This is a genomic window from Pseudomonas rubra (assembly GCF_028656935.1).
Classification (GTDB): Bacteria; Pseudomonadota; Gammaproteobacteria; order Pseudomonadales; family Pseudomonadaceae; genus Aquipseudomonas; species Aquipseudomonas rubra.
Genome location: NZ_JAMDGZ010000006.1, coordinates 29810 through 49882, shown reverse-complemented (window position 1 = coordinate 49882; position 20073 = coordinate 29810). Strand labels below are relative to the sequence as shown.

The window sequence follows — 20073 nt, the reverse complement described above, 5'->3', positions numbered from 1 at the left end:
TCGTTGTGCAATTACTTGGCCATATCTGTATCAAGATATTTAGATGTTATTTTTCATATAGTTATTAGCAATACTTCATGTTGAGAACTCAAAAAAGACTCACCCAAAACCGGGGAAAATGGGAGTGGTCTCGACACGGGCTCTGGCCATGCAGGCGAGAGTCCATGTTGAGGCGCGCCTACACGGCCAGTTTGAATGTCAGCAGCACACAGGTTCCCTGGCCCTCTTCGCTGCTCAGTTTCACCGAGCCGCCAAAGCGCTCCATGATCCGCCGCACCAGCATCAGCCCGACCCCGAGCCCGCCCTGCTTGGTGGTGAAAAACGGCTTGAAGGCCATGCCTTGCTGCTCCTCGGTCATGCCTTTGCCGCTGTCGCATAGGCGCAGTGTCAGGCCCTGGCGGCTCTGGCGGACGCGCTCGATACGCAACTCGCCGCCTTCGGGCATGGCCTCCAGGGCATTGGCGATCAGGCTGGTGAAGATCTGCCCAAGCAGCACCGGCTGGCAGGTCACCTGAACCGAAGGTATCTCACCCAACTGCAGGCGCACGCCGCTGCGCAACAACTGCGGGGCAAAGCCCTGCAGGCTGTCCTGCAACACGCGCTGCAGGTCCACGGGCACCGCCGTGTCGTCGAGCGGCCGCAGAGACTGCAGCAACTCGCGCACCCAGTGCGACATGCGATCGACCTGGCTGATGATGTCGCCGATGTTCTTCTGCGCCGGGCCCTCTTCGATTTCCTGGGCCAGCTCGGCGCTTGAGCGAATGCTCGCCAGGGGGTTGCGCAGGCTGTGGGCCACCGCCGAGGACATCTCGCCCAGGGCCACGTAGGTCTCGTTGTTGACCAGGCGCTTTTGCTGCACCGCCAACTGCCGGGCGGCGCGGCGCATGATGCCGTACAGGCCGATGTACACCAGCCCCGCGCCGATGGCCGTGGCCAGCCAGATCAGCAGCAGCCCGCGCTCGATGCGCAGGATCAGGTCATGGGGCTCCTTGTAGATCTCGACCATGGCCGTGACGTTGTTGCCGTCAGCGTCGAACAACGGGATGTAGTTCTCGATGAACAGTTGCTCAGGCGGGGTGATGAACTTCTGCTCGGCACGCGCCTGGTCGACATTGTGGTAGCTGGCCGACACGCGCATTTTCTGATCGAAAGCCTGGTCGAGGTCGTCGTCGGCTTCGATCATCTTGCCCACCAATGCCGGGTTGCTCGACCAGATCACCAGGCGGTCCGGGGCGTAGATATTGGCCAGTAACACGTCTGGCAGGTGCGCGACATGGTCGAGAAACTCGCCCCGGGCGCTGCGTCGCGCCTCGGGGTCGACGTCGGGGAAGGCCTGGTCCAGCCGCGGGTCGAGCAGCTCGCCCATGGTGCGCACGTTGGGAATCGAGACATGGCGCACTTCGGCCTGGGCAATCGCCTGGATGAACTGGGCGGTGAGCAAGGCATCGCGCTCGACGCTTTCATTGATGACGAAGCGGCTGGAAATCAGCCCCAGGCCCACGGCCACCGAGAGAATGATCGCAAGGCTGACGAAGGCATACCAGCGCAGCAGGTCGAACGGCTTGCGCCCGCTGCCGGGCGCTGGACTGGCGATGCTGGCGGATGACGAATCGAGATGCGGCTGGCTGCTCATCACTGACTCCTGAATGAACACTCCATAGGTTATAGCCCAGCCCGGGGAATCCCCGCAGGCTTTCCCCACTTGCCCCCAACCCTGGGGCTCACACCCCGTGCCCTGGCCTGCCGGAAGGACCCTGGATTACCCAGGCAAGCCCTTGCCCACGGTGGTCTGCGGCGCTTTGCCAGGGTGTTGGTACGGATGTTGCCGATGCCTGTGCAGACGACCCAAGTCCATGGGCCCGATTGCAAGAGGGAAGACTCATGCACCGTCCAACGCCCCACCCACTGGCTGTGCTGATCCTGGCCAGCATTATCCAGGCACCGGCCCAGGCCGCACTGTTCGAAGTAGACCCCGGCCCTTACCTGCCGGCCACCGGTGGTTTTGCCGCCTGGTACCAGGACACCCATGGCCGGGTGCTGGACTTGTGCCTGACCAAGGCGGTCAGTTCACGGGTGCCCGGCGCCCCCGGCGCGCCCTCGTACATGTGCGTGCTCAACCCGGCTCCCGGGGTGTTCGACGACACCCAGCCGATCAGCTTCCCCAGCAACTACCCCGATGAAACCTTTTGGTTTACCGCCGATGCCGCCATCGTCGACGCCGCCCGTGGCATCGACCTGGGCTACGGTACCGCCATTGAGGCCGCCTTTGCCGCCGAGGATGTGGTCGACGGTGATCAGGTCAGCTTCGCCCGGGTGCGTATCCGTGTCGATGTGCCCACTGCCGGTACCTACATCGTCACCCACCCTTACGGCGTCGAAGTCTTCGATGTGCCGGCAGCCGGGCGGCGGGCGATCAACATGACCCGCGACATCGGTATCGGTTCGCCGAAAACCTACATCGGCGCGCTCAAGGGTGATGTCGGCCCGTTCCTGCGCGGTGTTGGCGGCCCGTACAACGAAACCAACCCGGCCACCGGCGCCAGCGAGCGCTTCATCGGCGACCCGAACCTGCAGGAGGCAGTGACCGGCAGCCCGTTCAACACCAACTTCGTGCGCATCGAGGGGCCCAATGGCCTGGACCTGCGCACCGAGCTGTTCTCAGTCTCGGGCAAGCTGTCGCAAGTGGTGCGGCCAACGCCGGTGATCGCCCAGCGCAGCACCTACTCGCGCCACAGCGAGAACGGCGACCTGCGCGCCCAGCAGGATGTGTTCGTGCAAGCGCCACCGCCGCCGGCCAGCGCCACCCTGAGCAGCCAGACACCCAGCCTTGAGCTCAGCGAGGCCAACAGCACTGGCGCCTGGTACGCCCAGTCGGTGCTCAACCCGGCGCTGCCGATGAACCTGCAGGTGACTGCCGACAACCACCTGGCGATCCCCAGCAGCACGCCCACCACCGTCACCCTGCCGCTGACCGACCTGGTGGTGATCCAGCGCGCCGAGTTCAGCCTGGCCTCCGGGCAGTTGACCCTGGTGGCCAGCACCAGCGACGAAACCAGCCCACCAGTGCTCAGCGCCAGCACCGGCAACGGCGCCGCGATCGGCACCTTGAGCGGCAATGGCGCGGTCAAGACCCTCACCACCGGCCTGTCGCCGATTCCGCCCGCCAAGGTCACGGTGACCAGCGCCAACGGCGGTAGCGACAGCGAAGAAGTGGTGCTCGTGCCATGAACACTCTTACGCCACGTCCCGTAGCAGGAGGCAGCATGAACAATTGGCCACGCCTGGCGCTCTGCGCAGCCGGGCTTTCCCTCTCGCTGGCCGGCACTGCCTGGGCCGGCCTCAAGGCGGTCGACCCCGGCCCCTACACCCTGGCCACCGGGCGTTACCCGATGTGGTACCAGGACCACGGCAACCTGTCGCTGGAACTGTGCCAGTCGCGGGCGGCAAGCTCGCGGGTACCGGTTTCGGTCCCCCCCAACTACATGTGCACACTGTTGCCCGAGCCTGGCATCTATGACGATGCCCTGCCGCTGGTATTCCCCGACAACTGGCCTCCAGAGATGTTCTGGTACCTGGCCGAAACCGCGATCCCGGCGGTGGGCAACAGTGGCTATGAACTGGACGTTTATGTCGCCGGCATCGAAGCCGCATTCGCCAGCGAAAACCCGGTGGACGGCGACCAGCAGAGCTTCGCCCGTATTCGCATCCGGGTCTCGGTGCCCCAGGCGGGCACCTATGTGATCACCCACCCCTATGGTGTGGAAACGGTCAATGTCACCGCGCCCGGGCGGCGGGCGATCAACATCACCCGTGACGTCGGCATCGGTGCCCCGGGCGACTTCAGCGGCGTGCTCAATGGCGCCGTCGGGCCGTTCCTGCGCGGGGTTGGCGGGCCTTACACCGAGATCAACCCGGATACCGGCGCCAGCGAAACCTACATCGGTGACCCGAACCTCACCGAAGCGGTCACCGGCAGCCCCAACAACACCAACTTTGTGCGGATCCAGGGCCCGGCCGGGACGATCCAGACCAACCTGTTCACCGTCTCCGGCAAGGTCCTAGATCCCCGCAAGCAAACCCCGGCCGAGCTGCAACGGGCCAGCTACCGCCGCACCAGCGCCGGCACCCGCGTCGAGGTGTTCGCCAAGGCCCCGAACAACGCCAGCCTGTGCCTGCGGCAAACCCTGGCGCTGGTGCCGGGCACACCGCCGTCGCCGTGCCAGTTCAACCTGCTGGCCGACAACAACGGCCTGTTCTTCACTCAGCACCTGAGCAACGCCGCACCGCCTGCGGTGGTGGTACTGACCGCCACCGACCCCACCGGCGCCACCCGCCCTACGGCGCTGTCAAGCAAGCTCAGCGACGTGGTCAAGGTGACCACCGCGCGCTATGACTGGGCCAACAAGCGCCTGCGCATCGAGGCCAGCTCCAGCGATGAAGTGCAGGTGCCCGACCTGGTCGCCCAGGGCTATGGCCGGCTATCGAAATCCGGCACCGTGCAGACCCTGACGGTCAACGACCTGACGCAACCACCGGCCATGGTCACGGTGAAGTCCGCCGCCGGTGGTAGCGACAGCGAGGCGGTGGTGGTGGTCGGCAACGCGCCGGTCGAGGCCGCCAACCGGCCACCGGTGGCCCAGGCCGACAGCGGCAGCACCAGCTTCGGTGTGCCACTGAGCCTGAGCCTGCTGGCCAACGACAGCGACCCGGATGGCGATGTCCCCCTGAGCATCAGCGACCTTACCCAGCCGGCCAGTGGCCAGGGCACGGTGCTGCTCAACGGCAGCGCTGCAGTCACCTACACCCCACCGGCAGTGGTCAATGCACCACTGGTGGCCACCTTCAGCTACCGCGCCCAGGACAGCAAGGGACTGAAATCGGCGCTGACCACGGTGACCGTCAACGTCGCCCCTAACCAGGCGCCAACCGCCGTCAACGACAACGCCGCGACCCTCGGGGTGGCCCTGCCGATCAACGTACTGGCCAACGATACGGACCCGGAAGGTAACGTGCCGCTGGCGGTCGCCAGTGTCGGCCAACCGGTCCCCGGACGCGGCACGGTGAGCACCGACGGCAGCCAGGTCACCTACACCCCGCCGGCCACCGTCACCAGCGCCTTCACCGCCACCTTCACCTACATCGCACGCGACAGCCTCGGTGCGTTGTCGGCACCGGCCACGGTGACCGTGCAGGTGTCGCCAAGGCCCGCAGCGGAAACCTTTGCAGTGACGGCGGCAACGGTCACCGCACGGTCCAACAACCGCTACAACTGGGACATCTCCGGCACCTCGTCGGTGACCACCGGCAACACCATCACGGTGCAGGTCACCACCCCGAGCGGGCTGGTCACCCTGGGCAGTACGCCGGTACCACTGACCGGACGCTGGCGGCTGACGGTGAGCAACAGCACCACGGTGATCCCGACGGCAGCGCCGACGGCGACTATCCGCAGCAGCCAGGGCACCGTGCGCAGCGTCCCGGTCACCGTGCAGTAGCTAAAGGAGAACGACCATGGCGCGCCTGACCCGCTTGTTGTTGAGCCTGACCCTGATCGGTCAGGCCGCCCTGGCCGACGATTTGATGGATAACGCTGACCTGGCCATGGGCAGCGACTTGGGCGAGCTGTCGATGCAGCCGCTGGCGCCTTCAAGCGGCCAGCTAGCCCAGGTCGAGCAGAACGGCCAGGCCAACCGTGCGGCCATTGGCCAGGACGGCCAGGCCCTGCTCGGGCGCATCGTCCAGCAAGGCGGCGCACAAGAGGCGTACATCCTGCAACAAGGCAACGACCTGATGGCCACGATCAACCAGCAGGGCTACGGCAACAGCGCCTCGATCAGCCAGAGCGGCAGCAACAACCGCGCGCAGATCGAACAGTACGGCAACAGCAACAGCGCCAGCATCGAACAAGCCGGCAGCGGGCTTTCAAGCTCGGTGATCCAGGCTGGCAACGGGCAGCGCGTGCAAGTCAACCAATACCGTTAAACCTGGAGGCACCACCATGTTCAAGCTCGCTCCTTTAAGCGCCGCCATTGTCCTGGCCGTTGCCGGCCAGGCCATGGCCGACGACAGCCAGTCGACCCAGAACCAGTTCGGCACCGAGAACATCGCCGAGGTCAAGCAGATCGCCGCGCCGCTCAGTACCACCACCCAAAACCAATTGGGCCTGGGCAACAACCACGCGGCCAAGCAGGAAGGCGGCAACAGCCAGATCCAGCAAAGTGGCGCCGGTGACTACAACGCAGGTTACGCCGAGCAACTGTTCGAATTCGGCAGCCAGATCAACCAGCAGAACGCCGGGGCCCTGAACAACACCCACGCCAGCCAGTCGCTGGGCGTCGAGAACAGCGCCCAGCAGCAGCAACAAGGCACGGGTAACTTCTCGTTCATCTACCAGGACAGCCAGACCGGCAGCCAGGGCACCACCCTGCAGTTCGGTGACAACAACCGTGCCTTCGTCGAGCAGCAATTTGGCGGTGGTGGCAACAACGCCTTGAGCATCCAGGCCGGTAGCGGCAACTACAGCGCGGCCGAGCACCTGAACTACAACAATGGCCAGATCGGCATCTACCAGGCCGGCGATGACAACTGGGCCTATGGCGACCAGCGCGAGGGCCAGGACGGCAGCGTGACCATCAACCAGAACGGCAGCGCCAACTCCAGCGAAGTCTGGCAGGACACCCAGCTTGGTAGCCAGACGGCGGTGACTCAGTACGGGCAGACCAACGAAAGCGTGGTTGACCAGAGCTTCGGTGAGGGCAACCTGGCCAGCATCACCCAGGCCGGCAGCCTCAACGCCAGCTATGCCGACCAGTACGAGTCGATGCAGTCGACCACCTCGCTCTACCAGCACGGCCAGAGCAACCTTGCCTACACCTACCAGCAAGGCGACAACCATGTGCTGACGGTGACCTCCACCGGCACGGGCAACAAGATCCTTGCCAGCAACTGGAAGGGTGACAAGCATGGTGGCCAGTTCGGCAGTGGCCAACGCGCCGAAATCAATCAGAACGGCACGGGCAACACCGCCAACCTGACCCAGGTCGACAGCAACAACGAGCTGTACTTCGAACAGAATGGTAGCGACAACCTGCTGATCGCCGACCAGCGCGGCACCGCCAACTACGCCACTGGCCTGAGCAACGGCGAGGCCAACAGCATCAAGGTCGAGCAATCGGGCAGCGGCAACCAGAGCCATACCTGGCAGCTGTACGGCGACAACAACCAGGCCACCATCAAACAGGCCGATGGTGTCAACGTCGCCTACGTGACCCAGGGCGGCTCGGGCAACCAGGCCATGGTCGACCAGAGCGGCGCGAGCATGACCGCCACCGTCCAGCAATTTGGTGCGGGTAACCAGGCGACGGTGTTGCAGCAGTAATTGCTTTAGGGCCGCTACGCGCCCCATCGCCGGCAACGCCGGCTCCCACAATAGATCTCTGTGCACTGAAACCTGTGGGAGCCGGCGTTGCCGGCGATGGGGCCCCCGCGATCTGATTCTCCCCAACTTGACCGTGACTCACCGCAGGGTGGTCACGGTTCTTTTTTTACCCGTATAATGCGAACAATTCGCAACTGCATCTTTCATGTTTCAGGATCTCCGGGTGCCCCCTACCTTCCCCGTCCCTCAGCAACAGCTCCATGGCCTTTATCGCGATCACCACGGCTGGCTCCAGGCCTGGCTGCGCAAGCGCCTGGGCGACCGCGAGCGTGCCGCCGATATTGCCCATGACACCTTCCTGCGCTTGCTGGTCAGCGGTCGCCTGCCCGGCCACGACGAAGGCCGCAGCTACCTGGTGCAACTGGCGCGCAACCTGATGATAGACCAGTGGCGTCGTCAACGTATCGAGCAGGCCTACCTGGCCAGCATCGCCCACCTGGACGAACCGCAGACACCTTCGCTGGAGGACCGCGCGATGATCCTGCAGACCTTGCAACAGATCGACCAGATGCTCGACAGCATGCCGGCCAAGGTCCGCAGCGCCTTCTTGCTGTCACGCTTCGAAGGCCTGGGCTACGCCGACATCGCCGAGCGCCTGGGGGTGACGGTCAGCTCGGTGCAGAAGTACATGATTCGCGCCATCCAGGCCTGCTACCAGGTGCTCTACAGCCAATGAACACGGCCAGCGATGCACCGATCGACGCGGCGATTGTCGAGCAGGCCAGCCACTGGCTGATGCTGCACTGGGACGGGCCTCTGGATGCGCAACAAGGCCTTGCGTTCGCCCACTGGCAAGCGGCGAATGCCGAGCACCAACGCGCCTGGCAACGCCTGCAGGCCCTGCAGCAGACCCTCGCGGCAGTGCCTGTGCATACCGCGCGCAGCGTGCTCGAAGAGCGCCAGGGCCGACGCACCCTGCTCCGGCAACTGTGCCTGGTGCTGCTGGTGGGTGGCAGTGGCTACCTGGGCCAACGCCATCTGCCGTGGCACGAAGCCATGGCCGATCAACGCAGCGCACCCGGTGAAGTGCGTCGCCTGCAATTGGCCGATGGCAGCCAGTTGCTGCTTAACAGCCGCAGCAGCGTGAATATCCAGTTCAATGCACAGGAGCGGCGCATCCACCTGCTTGAAGGCGAACTGCTGTTGAACAGTGCCAAGGACCCAAGGCCGCTCAAGGTTTTGACCACTGCCGGTGAAGTACAGGCCCTGGGCACGCGCTTTGCCGTGCGCGAGCTGCAAGGCGGCAGCCGTGTCGAACTGTTCGAAGGCGCTGTGATGATCCGCCCCAGCTCTGGCACTGAGCAGTTGCTCAAGGCAGGCAACGGCCTGTGGTTCAACGCGCAAGGCTGCGGCCCGCAGCACGCGGCCGATCGCAATAGCATCGCCTGGGAACACGGCCGGTTGATCGCCGAGCGTCAGCCCCTGGGGCAGTTCCTCGATGAGCTCAACCGCCATCGGCGCGGTGTCATCCGCTGTGAGCCTGCCGTCGCCCAATGGCCGATTACCGGCGTGTTTGCCCTGACCGACAGCGACCGCACCCTTGCCGCCCTGCAGGACAGCCTGCCGATCCAGGTGCACTACCTGAGCCGTTACTGGGTGACCGTCAAGGCGCGTTGAACACCCTCCCATGCTGGTTTGAAAATTATTTGCACAGGCCGTTGTCGGTTTGCGGCGCTCGTTCGGGTTAGTCATCAACGCTAACCAATTCGCATTCTCAAAGGAGCCTTCGGGATGCCGAACCTGCTGCCACCCTGCCCGTCCACCCTGAGCCTGGCGATCCGCAACGGATTGTTCGGCAGCCTGCTCAGCGCCGCCTGCTGCAGCCTGGCAATGCCAGCCCAAGCCGAACCTGCCCACCTGGAACAACGCCTGTACCAGATTCCTGCTGGCAACCTCGACCAGGCCCTGACCCAGTTTGCCGCCAGCGCCGGCCTGCTGCTGTCAGTGGATGCCCGCCTGACCGCAGGCAAGCCATCGCTGGGCCTGCAGGGCCACTACTCGCCCGCCCAGGCTCTGAGCAAACTGCTGGCCGGCAGCGGCCTGAGCGCCTACTTCAGCGACGACGGCCGGGTACTGATTGAGCAGGCCGTGCAAGCCAGCGATGCCCTGGAACTCGGCGCGACCCGGGTCAAGGACCAGGCTGACGAGGACGGGCTCAAGGACTACGGCGTGCCGCGCTCCATCGAAACCCGTAACCTGGAACAACTGGAGCGTTTTCGCGGGCGCTCCAATGCTGACCTGCTCGCCGGTATCGCCGGTGTGCAGACCTCCGACGGGCGCAATGGCGGTGGCATCGAGGTCAACATCCGCGGTATCCAGGGCCAGGGCCGGGTGCCGGTCAAGGTCGATGGCAGTCAGCAATCGCTGGATGTCTATCGCGGTTACGCCGGTACCGCGCAACGGGCCTACATCGACCCGGACCTGATCAGCAGCGTCACCGTCAACAAGGGGCCGAGCCTGGACGCCGCTGCCTCCGGGGCCATTGGCGGTTCGGTAGAGATGCAGACACTGACCGTCGAGGACATCCTCATGCCCGGCGAAACCACAGGCTGGCGCCTGCGCGGCTCGCTGGCGGACAACAGCACAGCCGATGTGCCCAGCGATTACCGGGTACGCCCGCGCACCGAGCGCAACGACCTGCTGCACGCCCACGACTGGTCACGCAGCCTGGCGTTTGCCCACAAGGATGAAGCCTTCGACCTGGTGGCCGCCTATGCCGAACGGCGCAACAACAACTACTTTGCCGGCAAGCACGGCTACTCGCGCTACGACACCTCAGAGATCAGCGGCGGCGCCCTGGTCGATGCCAACACCGTGGCGCGCAACTATTGGCCCGGTGAAGAAGTGTTGAACTCCAGCACCCATAACAAGTCCTTCATGCTCAAGGGCACCCTGTACCGGGAAAACGGCATGGAGCTGGCCCTGGGCTACCGCTACATGGATTCGAGTTTCGGTGAAATCATGCCCTCGCAGATTGGCCGCACCGGCCCGTCGATGACCTGGCCACTGGGCGACTTCAAAAAGGACATCGACCGCTACGACGAAGAGTTCTGGATGCGCGCCGACCCCGAGTACTACCAGCAGTGTTTGGGCATCGACGCACCGGTGCCGGACGGCGACAACATGTGGGACAGCACCGGCTGCTACGTGCGCGAGACCCTGGACCCGGTCTACGACTACAGCGGCGCCAACCGGATGGTCCAGTTCAAGCCCGGCAACATGAAGCTGCACACCCTTACCAGCGAGTTCAAGTGGCGCCCGGAGGATGACAGCCTGGCGCGCTATATCGACCTTAACGGCCATGCCTGGGCGACCTTCGGGCGCAGCATCATGTACAACAACATCGGCTTTACCGCGCCGCAACGGGGCCAGGGTTACCAGGACGAACAAAGCGAGAAGTACCGCAAATCGCTCGAGTCGGACCTGACCAACCTCAAAATCGGCGGCGATATCAGCAACACCAGCCGCTGGATCACCGGCGTCGGCGACTATGCCCTGACCTATGGCGCCTCCTACCTCTATGAGACCATCGACCCTAGCCGCAAGCCCTGGCAGGACGACCTGGAAAACAACCGCATCGAACGCAACGCCTACCGCCACGAGTACAGCCTGAGCAGCGCCCTGGAATACAAGCCGACCCCGGAACTGACCTTCACCGCCGGTGGACGCTACAGCGCCTATCGCATCCACGACCGCAACCGCCAGGCGCTGTATGCCGCACCCGCTGGCGCCGACCCCGACGCGCCGTGGTGGAACGCCGAGTTTGCCGGTTTCGCCGACAACGCCGAGTTGTCTGGCCACGGTTTCGCCCCGGCCTACAGTGTCAGCTACGCCTTTACCCCGAACCTTATGGCGTACGCCCTGTACAACCAGGGCATGCGCATGCCATCGCTGTTCGAGACCACCCTCGGTGCCTGGTCGGCGCAACCCAACTACGACCTGCGCCCGGAGCGGATGAAAACCTTCGAGGTCGGTGCCTCGCTCAAGGGCAGCAACCTGTTGCTGGACAACGACCAGGCCGGGATCAAGCTGGCCTACTTCAACAACACCATCGACGACATGGTCACCCGCAACTACCGCTACAACCCCTACGGCCGCCCCGGCTTCAACGGCGAGCTGAAGATCCGCAACGTCGACAGTTTCACCACCCAGGGCGTCGAGCTGCAGAGCCACTACGACAGCCACTGGTGGTTCGCTGACGCCTCGTACGTCTACAACATCAAGGCCGAAACCTGCGACCGCGCCTTTGCCCAGGCCCTGCGCGACGGCGGCAAGAGCGAAACGCCAGACTGCACCACCGGCGGCTTCCAGGGCTCCTACACCAACACCCAGAACCCGCCACGCTACAGCGTCAACCTGGTGCTGGGCGCCAAGGCCTTCGAGCAGAAACTGGCAACCGGAATACGCATGCGCTACACCAGCGGGCCGATGTATGTGCTGGACAAGAGCTGGCACGTGGGCACCACCACACCGCAGCAGCATTACCTGGAAGCGCGTATCTACGACTACTTCGCCGACTACCAGGTCAGCGACGAACTCAAGGTCAGTTTCAATGTTTACAACTTCACCGATCAGTACTACCTCGACCCGATGTCACAAAGCATGATGCCGGCGCCCGGCCGAACCTCAAGCCTGGCAGCATCCCTACAGTTCTAGTGGCTTTTAGCCTCTATCACATTCCAGTGCGCATAGCAGGGTTTTTCCGCCCTGCTTCGTTAATATTTTATTTTTCTTCTGAAGGGTTTACTCACGAATGGTAATTCTTATCATTCTCGACTTCCGAGCTGACCTGGCCTTTCCGTCCAGCCCGCTCACCCTTTGTTTCAGGAGAGATCTGACATGGCGTCGCGCTTCAAACTCAGCCGCATAAGCATTGCCTTGCTGGCGACCCTGGGCTCCACGGCACTTGCCGCGGCCCCGCTGGAGCTGCAGCCGGACGAAGTCCAGGTGCAGCCCACCGACCTGCCAGTGGCCGGCAGCCGGCAGGCCATCGAGCTTGAGAACACCCGGGTGCTGGGGACCGCCGAGGAGGAGCTCAAGCAAGCGCCCGGCGTGTCGATCATCACCGCTGAAGACATCAAGAAGCGCCCACCGGTCAATGACCTCTCCGATATCATCCGCCGCGAGCCCGGGGTCAACCTCACCGGCAACAGCAGCAGCGGCGCCCGGGGCAACAACCGCCAGATCGACCTGCGCGGCATGGGCCCGGAAAACACCCTGATCCTCATCGACGGCAAGCCGTCCACTTCGCGCAACGCCGTGCGCTACGGCTGGAGCGGCGACCGCGACACCCGCGGGGAAACCAACTGGGTACCGGCCGAAGAAGTCGAACGCATCGAAATCCTTCGCGGCCCGGCCGCCGCGCGCTATGGCTCTGGCGCCATGGGCGGGGTGGTCAACATCATCACCAAGCGTCCGACCCAGGACCTGCGCGGCTCCATGACCCTGTACACCATGCTGCCCGAGGACGATTCCGAAGGCACCGGCAAGCGGGTCAACTTCAGCCTCAGCGGGCCGCTCACCGACAGCCTGATCTTTCGCGTGTATGGCAACCTGAACAAGACCGACGCCGATGACATGAAGATCAACACGGCGCACCAGGCCACTGAAGGGTCGCTGATGGCCGGCCGCGAAGGCGTACGCAACAAAGATATCAACGGCATGTTGAGCTGGAAGATCGACCCGGCCAACACCGTCGACCTGGAATCGAGCTACAGCCGCCAGGGCAATATCTTCGCCGGCGACACCATGCTCAACGCCGGCGGCGAGTTCGTCGAAAGCCAGGTGGGCAAGGAAACCAACGTGATGCAGCGCTCAAGCTTCGCCGTCACCCACCGCGGCGACTACGACTGGGGCACCTCCACCGCATCCTTGTCCTACGACTTGACCCGCAACGGCCGCCTCAACGAAGGCCTGGCCGGCTGGGGTGAAGGCGCGCCATCGGGCAGTGCCGGGCGCTTCGAGTCGCGCCTGCGCAACACCCGCGCCACCGCCGAAGTCAACCTGCCCCTGAGCATGGGCCTTGAGCAGGTGCTGACCCTGGGCGGCGAGTACCTCTACGAGTCGCTCAACGACCCGGGCTCACTGCGCCCGCAAAGCTATGACCCGGGCGCGGAACTGCCGAACTTCGACCGCACCCAGACCAAGTCCACGGCGCGCAGCTTTGCCCTGTACGCCGAAGACAACATCGAGGTTGGCGAGAACACCATCATCACCCCCGGCCTGCGCCTGGATCACCATGAAGACTACGGCGACAACTGGAGCCCGAGCCTGAACGCTTCGCATCAGATCACCGAGGCCCTGAGCATCAAGGGCGGTATCGCCCGCGCCTACAAGACCCCGAACCTGTACCAGGCCAACCCCAACTACCTGCTGTACAGCCGTGGTGCCGGCTGCAACTCCAGCGAAGCCAACAATGGCGGCTGCTACCTGCTGGGCAACGCCAACCTCGATCCGGAAACCAGCGTCAACAAGGAACTGGGCCTGGCCTACGACAAGGGCACCTGGCGTACCAGTGCGACCTACTTCCGCAACGACTACAAGAACAAGATCGAGGCCGGCAACGACACCTTGTTCCGCCTGCCTAACGGCCGTCGCATCCTGCGTTGGGAGAATACCGGCAAGGCGGTGGTGCAAGGCGTCGAGGGCAACCTGTTCGTCGAGCTGACCCCGGCCCTGGACTGGAACACCAACTTCACCTACATGATCGAGTCCGAGGACAAGAAAACCGGCGAGCCGCTGAGCATCATCCCCGAGTACACGGTCAACTCGACCCTGGACTGGAATGTCACTGACAAGCTGTCGTTCCAGCTCAACGGCACCTACTACGGCAAGCAGGAAGCACCGACCTACAATTCCCGGGCCAACGAAACCCTGGACAAGAACGTGCAGAAGGACGTCGATCCCTACGGCATTGTCGGCATCAGCGGTGGTTATGAGTTCACCAAGAACCTGAGCATGCGCGTGGGTGTGAACAACCTGTTCGACAAGCGCCTGTACCGCGAAGGCAACTCGGATGAAGCCGGGGCCTTGACCTACAACGAAGCGGGCCGGGCGTACTTCGCCTCGTTTACGACGTCGTTCTGATGTAAAAAATGTGGGCAACTCGCTCGGTGGGAGCGGGCTTGCCCCGCGATAGCGTTGTGTCAGTCACATCGCTATCGCGGGGCAAGCCCGCTCCCACCGGAAGGATTGTCGAGCGTAGGAATTTTCGACAACTTCTACCACAATTTTCAACGCCTCTATACTTCCCATACTTTTGTACCCTGATTCGACGTATCGTTGGCGGCTCGCCGGCTCCGGCCCGACTCGTCTTCCTGAATGACTTAGGAAACGGCTTACCTCTTCGTCAAGGAGTTGCGAAAATGCCTACGGTACTCATCGTCGATGATCACCCCACGATTCGTCTTGCGGTACGCATGCTGCTCGAGCGCGAACGCTACGAGATCGTCGGTGAAACCGGTGATGGCGCCGCCGCCGTGCAACTGGCCCGCGAGCTTAGCCCGGACGTGGTCATTCTCGATATCGGCCTGCCAGGCCTTGATGGCCTGAGCGTGATCAAACGCCTGCACCTGCTCGACCACACCCCCAAGATCATGGTGCTCACCGGCCAACCCGCGCCGTTGTTCGCCCGACGTTGCCTGGATGCGGGCAGTTCGGCATTCGTGCACAAGGACGAAGACCTGGAAGCCTTGGTCTTCGCCTTGAAAGCCATGATCAAGGGCTACTCGACCTTCCCCGACATGTCGGCCAACCGTGGCCCGCTGGGCAGTGAAGAGCTGCGCCTGGCCAGCCTGTCTTCGCGCGAGATGGAAGTGTTGCGCCGCCTCGCCGCAGGTCGCTCCAACAATGACATCGGTGCACACATGCACCTCAGTCCCAAGACCATAAGCACCTATAAAAGCCGGATCATGGAGAAACTGCAGGTTGAGTCCTTCGTCGACCTGATGGGGCTGGCCCATCGCAATGACGTGATCTGAGCCCCCCATGAACCTTCGCGCCGTGCTTGTAGCCTTGTTGCTGAGCTGCCTGCCGGCTGCGCATGCCATCGACCCTGGCGAGCCGCGCAACCTACTAGCCCGCTCACTCAGCGGTGGCGAAGGCGTCGCGCTGTCAGACCAAGACCGGCACTGGCTGACAGAAAAAGGCGTACTGCACCTGGGCACTTCAAACCCGGATTACCCACCCTTTGATATCAATGCCAGCCAATCCGACTATGAAGGCCTGACGGCCGACTACGCCGGGCTGATCAGCGAGCTGCTGGGCATCCCCCTTGAAGTCCGGCGCTACAGTAGCCGCAAAGCGGCGATCGATGCCCTGCACGCCGGGGCCATCGACCTGCTCGGCAGCTCCAACGGCTTCGAGGCCGCCGATGCCCAATTGGTGCTCAGCCAACCCTATGCCGATGACCTGCCGGTGATCGTCACGCCCCAGGGCAGGACTCGCGCACTCGACGACGAACTGGACGGCGTGCGCTTGGCCATGGTCGACCACTACCTGCCCGATGATGAGGTCAAGCATCTCTATCCCAAGGCCCACTTGCAGTTGTACTCATCGACCATGGCCGGCCTCTCGGCGGTCGCCCTTGGCCAGGCCGATGCCTTTCTTGGCGACGCGATCAGCAGCGATTACCTGATCGGCAAGAGTTTTCAGGACAGCGTGCAGATTTCCCACTTCGTCAAACACGAGCGCGAAACCTTCGCCTTCGCCCTGACCCGCGACAACCCGGTGCTGTTGCGCTTGCTCGACCATTCATTGAGTGTCACCAGTGAAACCGAACGCCTGAACATCCTGCGCCGCTGGAGCAGCGGCAGCACCAGCATGTTGCTCGATCGCGGCGCCCTGAACCTGAGCGCCGACGAACGCCGCTGGATCGATCAGCACCCGGTTGTTCGGGTGTTGGTCAACAAGTACTTCGCACCTTTGAACTTCAACGATGACCAGCAACAGCCGCGGGGTATTACCGTCGACGTGCTGGAACAGATCAGCCTGCGCACAGGCCTTAAGTTCGAATTTGTCGAGGCCGATGCCGGGGCCGGCATGATCAGCCTGCTGCAACAGGGCAAAGCCGAGCTGGCCAGCACCCTGATCTACAGCCCCGAGCGGGCGACCCAGGTCAATTTCACCCGGCCCTACCTGGTCGATCCGTGGGTCCTGGTCAGCCGCAGTGACAGTGACCCAAGTCAGCCACTCGAGCAACTGGCCGGTAAACGTCTGGCGGTGATTCGCGATTCACCCCTCAAAACGCAGTTGCTGCAACGCTACCCATCGCTGAGCCTGGTCGAGGTCGATAACCCGCTGGCGTTGATGGAGGCGCTGGTGCAGAAACAGGTCGACCTGGTGCTCAGTTCGCGGATCAACGCCGCCTATTTCATCAGCCGCCTGTTCAAGGACCGCCTGCGCATTGCCTCGCTGTACGGCGACCAGCCGGTCACCTCGTCCTTTGCCACGCCTCTGAATGAGCCGGTATTGCACGCGATCATCGACAAGGCCTTGCTCAGTATCGCACCCGATGAACTGGCGAAGCTGACCAACCGCTGGCGCACCAATGCCCTGATCAGCGACAGCCCCTGGTACAACTACCGCTCGCTGATCTGGCAGATTCTCATCGTCGCAAGCCTGGTGCTGGCCGCAGCGGTGTTCTGGAACCGCTACCTGCGCCACCTGATCCGCCAGCGCAGCAAGGCCGAGCAGGCGTTGCAGCATGAGCTTGGATTCAGCAAGCGGCTGCTCGAAGAGCTGCGCCTGGCCAAGGATCAAGCTGAAGATGCCAACCGGGCCAAAAGCACCTTCCTGGCGACCATGAGCCATGAGATCCGCACGCCGATGAACGCGGTGATCGGCCTGCTTGAACTGGCGGTCAAGGATGCCGAACAAGGCCGTGCCGACCGTGCTTCGTTGCAGGTCGCGTTCGACTCGGCCAACGGCTTGCTGGCGCTGATCGGCGACATCCTCGACATTGCCCGGATCGAGTCCGGGCATGTGGAGCTCAACAGTGAAGCCTGCGACCTGAGCGCCCTGGTCAGCGCCACGGTGCGGGTGTTCGAAGGCAATGCCCGGCTCAAGGGCCTGGAACTGCGCACCGACCTTCAGGCCGTGCCGGGTGCGCTGATGCTCGACCCGCTGCGGCTCAAGCAAGTGCTGTCGAACCTGCTGGGCAATGCCATCAAGTTCACCGAGCAGGGCCAGGTCAAGGTGACGTTGCGTGTGGGCGCCGAACAGGCCGGGCAGTTGTACCGGGTGTTGCTGACGGTGCAGGACAGCGGTATCGGCATCAGTGAACAAGACCAGGCGCTACTGTTCCACAGTTTTGCCCAGGTCGGCGAGCAGCCGGTGCGCCAAGGCACAGGCCTGGGCCTGGTGATCAGCCGTACCCTGTGCGAACTGATGGGCGGACGCCTGAGCCTGAGCAGCACCCCGGGTTTCGGCACCCGGGTCGATGTCGAGTTGCAACTGCCGCTGGCAACCCAGGCGCCACCCGCTTCGGTAGCTGTCGAGCCGCTCGCCAGTGGCCCGAGCCTGAACATCCTGGTGGTGGACGACTACCCGGCCAACCTGATGCTGCTCGAGCGCCAGCTCAGCATCCTTGGCCATCAGGTCGCCCAGGCCGCTGATGGCCAGGCAGCCCTGGCACTGTGGCGCCAAGGCAGCTTCGATGTGGTGATCAGCGACTGCCATATGCCTGGCATGGACGGCCATCAACTGACCCGCCGCTTGCGCCACGAAGAACAGCAACAACAGCGCCCGGCCTGCCTGATCCTGGGCCTGACCGCCAATGCCCAGGCCGAAGAACGCCAGCGCTGCCTGGCCAGCGGCATGGACGATTGCCTGTTCAAGCCGATCGGGCTCAACGAGTTGCGTCGTCACCTGGTCGGCCTGGGCCGCCCGGCGCCAACCTCGACCGCCTCGGACAGCGGCCAAAACAATGCCAGCGGCTTTGATGTCGACAACCTCAGGTACCTGACCCTGGGCGACCCGAACCTGGTGGAGCGCTTGCTACGGGAGCTGGCCCACAGCAACAGCGAAGACCTCAAGGCCTTGCGCGCGCGGGGCCCCACACCTGCACGCGAGGCCCTGCGTGGCCTCGCCCACCGGATCAAGGGCGGGGCGAAGATGCTCAAGGCCCGCGGCGTGGTACAGCATTGCGAAGCACTTGAGCATGCCTGTGTCGGCGAGGCCAGCGCCGAGCACCTGCAGGCACTGGCCAACGCCCTGGAGCAGAGCCTGCAAACCCTAGACGAGCAACTCCAGCAGGGCCTCAGTGCAACTGCAAAGTCGAGTTGATCTGGCTGATCGCATCGACCACGTGCTGCGAACCCTGCTGGATCTCCAGGATCACTTCACCGGCCTCGTTGGCCAGCTCCACACCCAGGCCGGTACGGCTCAGGCTGGACTGCATGCTGGCCACCGCAGTCAGCGACAGGTCGTGGTTCTGGCGCACCACTTCGACAATCTCCAGGGTCGCTTTGCTGGTGCGCGCCGCCAGGTTGCGCACTTCATCGGCAACCACGGCAAAGCCGCGCCCATGCTCGCCCGCCCGGGCCGCCTCAATAGCGGCATTGAGTGCCAGCAGGTTGGTCTGGTCGGCAATGCCGCGGATGGTCTGGACAATCTGCCCGATCAGCTCCGACTGCTTGCTCACCGCATCGATGCTGCGCGCAGCGGCGTTGAGGTCCTGGGAGATTTCCTCGATGACCTGCACCGTCTGCTGCACCACCTGCGAGCCTTTGCGCGCGCATGCATCGTTCTGCACTGAGGTGGCGTGGGCCGATTCGGCGGCGGTCTGTTGCGTGCTGACCTGTTGGGTGATGTCACTGGCGAACTTGACGACCTTGTACAGCCGCCCTCGGGTGTCGAAGATCGGGTTATAGGAGGCTTCCAGATACACCATCTGCCCCAGTTTGTTGACCCGCTCGAAGCGATGGGAATGGTACTCGCCGCGATTGAGCGAGGCCCAGAATGCCTTGTAGGCCGCTGATTCGCTCTCGCTCTTATGGCAGAACAGGCTGTGATGCTTGCCCACCACCTCGTCGAGGCGATAGTGCATGGTATTGAGAAAGTTCTGGTTGGCGGTGAGGACCTTGCCGTCGGGGCTGAACTCGATCATCGCCATAGAGCGGCTGATGGCGTTGATCAGGCTTTCGGTCTCATGCTCGTGCACCACCCGCTGGGTGATGTCCGAGGCCACCTTGATCACGCTGGTGACGTGCTGTTGGGCGCCGTACACCGGCATGTAGCTGGCTTCGAGCCAGATCTCATGGCCCTGTCGGTCGATGCGGGCGAAGGTGCCACTGCGCGGTTCGCCACGGCCCAGGTCACGCCATAGCTGGCGGTACTCCTCGCTGTTGCTGAACTTCTCTTCGCAGAAGATCCGGTGGTGTTTGCCACGGATTTCCTCGACGCCGTAGCCCATCGCCTTGCAGAAGTGCTCGTTGGCGTCGAGGATGATCCCCTCGGGGCTGAACTCGATCATCGCCATGGAGCGGCTGATCGCTGCGAGCTTGGCGGTCATCTGGCCCAGGGCCTGGGTGCAACGCTCGATTTCGGCCAGATCGGACTTGCGATGCAAATCAAACATTTTGCAACACTCCATGCTCGGGATTTGCTGAGCATAGATGGCCACGGGTGCCATGCAA

11 protein-coding genes and 2 pseudogenes are annotated in these 20073 nt (G+C 63.6%); 10 read left to right on the top strand and 3 right to left on the bottom strand.

Annotated elements, in window-relative coordinates; translation table 11 throughout:
• Nucleotides 1-178: 178 nt before the first annotated feature.
• A complete protein-coding gene (locus tag M5G17_RS03025) occupies nt 179-1633 on the bottom strand; it encodes a sensor histidine kinase (RefSeq protein ID WP_273891532.1) in 1455 nt (484 codons plus the stop codon).
• 248 nt (nt 1634-1881) lie between these two features.
• Between M5G17_RS03025 and M5G17_RS03020 the strand changes: the two genes are divergently transcribed.
• The 10 genes from M5G17_RS03020 to M5G17_RS02975 all read left to right on the top strand — a co-directional run bounded on the left by M5G17_RS03020 (nt 1882) and on the right by M5G17_RS02975 (nt 18721).
• Nucleotides 1882-3228: a hypothetical protein gene (locus M5G17_RS03020; RefSeq protein ID WP_273891531.1), complete on the top strand. Its 1347-nt coding sequence runs from the start codon at nt 1882-1884 to the stop codon at nt 3226-3228.
• Nucleotides 3229-3263: 35 nt separating this feature from the next.
• Nucleotides 3264-5495: an Ig-like domain-containing protein gene (locus tag M5G17_RS03015; protein ID WP_273891530.1), complete on the top strand. Its 2232-nt coding sequence runs from the start codon at nt 3264-3266 to the stop codon at nt 5493-5495.
• Nucleotides 5496-5511: 16 nt separating this feature from the next.
• Complete coding sequence (locus tag M5G17_RS03010; RefSeq protein WP_273891529.1) at nt 5512-5982, top strand: curlin; 471 nt, start codon at nt 5512-5514, stop codon at nt 5980-5982.
• A 16-nt stretch (nt 5983-5998) separates the two neighbouring features.
• On the top strand, nt 5999-7378 hold the full coding sequence (locus tag M5G17_RS03005) for a curlin (protein ID WP_273891528.1): 1380 nt from the start codon (nt 5999-6001) through the stop codon (nt 7376-7378).
• 223 nt (nt 7379-7601) lie between these two features.
• Nucleotides 7602-8114: a sigma-70 family RNA polymerase sigma factor gene (locus M5G17_RS03000; protein ID WP_273891527.1), complete on the top strand. Its 513-nt coding sequence runs from the start codon at nt 7602-7604 to the stop codon at nt 8112-8114.
• Nucleotides 8111-9055: a FecR domain-containing protein gene (locus tag M5G17_RS02995; protein WP_273891526.1), complete on the top strand. Its 945-nt coding sequence runs from the start codon at nt 8111-8113 to the stop codon at nt 9053-9055. Before M5G17_RS03000 ends, M5G17_RS02995 begins: the two co-directional genes overlap by 4 nt.
• A 114-nt stretch (nt 9056-9169) precedes the next feature.
• Entirely contained in the window at nt 9170-12094 is a 2925-nt protein-coding gene (locus tag M5G17_RS02990) for a TonB-dependent receptor (RefSeq protein WP_273891525.1), read from the top strand.
• Nucleotides 12095-12277: 183 nt separating this feature from the next.
• Nucleotides 12278-14524 carry a FepA family TonB-dependent siderophore receptor gene (locus M5G17_RS02985; protein ID WP_273891524.1) on the top strand — a complete coding sequence of 749 codons (2247 nt, stop codon included), beginning with the start codon at nt 12278-12280 and terminating at the stop codon, nt 14522-14524.
• Between the two features lie 278 nt (nt 14525-14802).
• Nucleotides 14803-15417, top strand: coding sequence for a response regulator (locus M5G17_RS02980; RefSeq protein ID WP_273891523.1), 615 nt, complete (start codon nt 14803-14805; stop codon nt 15415-15417).
• A gap of 7 nt (nt 15418-15424) precedes the next feature.
• Nucleotides 15425-18721, top strand: a complete 3297-nt coding sequence (locus tag M5G17_RS02975; protein ID WP_273891522.1) for a transporter substrate-binding domain-containing protein — start codon at nt 15425-15427, stop codon at nt 18719-18721.
• Here the strand turns inward: M5G17_RS02975 and M5G17_RS27520 are convergent.
• Both M5G17_RS27520 and M5G17_RS27515 read right to left on the bottom strand, forming a co-directional pair.
• Nucleotides 18696-19127, bottom strand: a pseudogene (locus M5G17_RS27520) (methyl-accepting chemotaxis protein); the annotation flags it as partial. The gene M5G17_RS02975 and the pseudogene M5G17_RS27520 overlap by 26 nt on opposite strands.
• Before the next feature lie 105 nt (nt 19128-19232).
• Nucleotides 19233-19916, bottom strand: a pseudogene (locus tag M5G17_RS27515) (PAS domain-containing protein); the annotation flags it as partial.
• Nucleotides 19917-20073 lie beyond the last annotated feature (157 nt).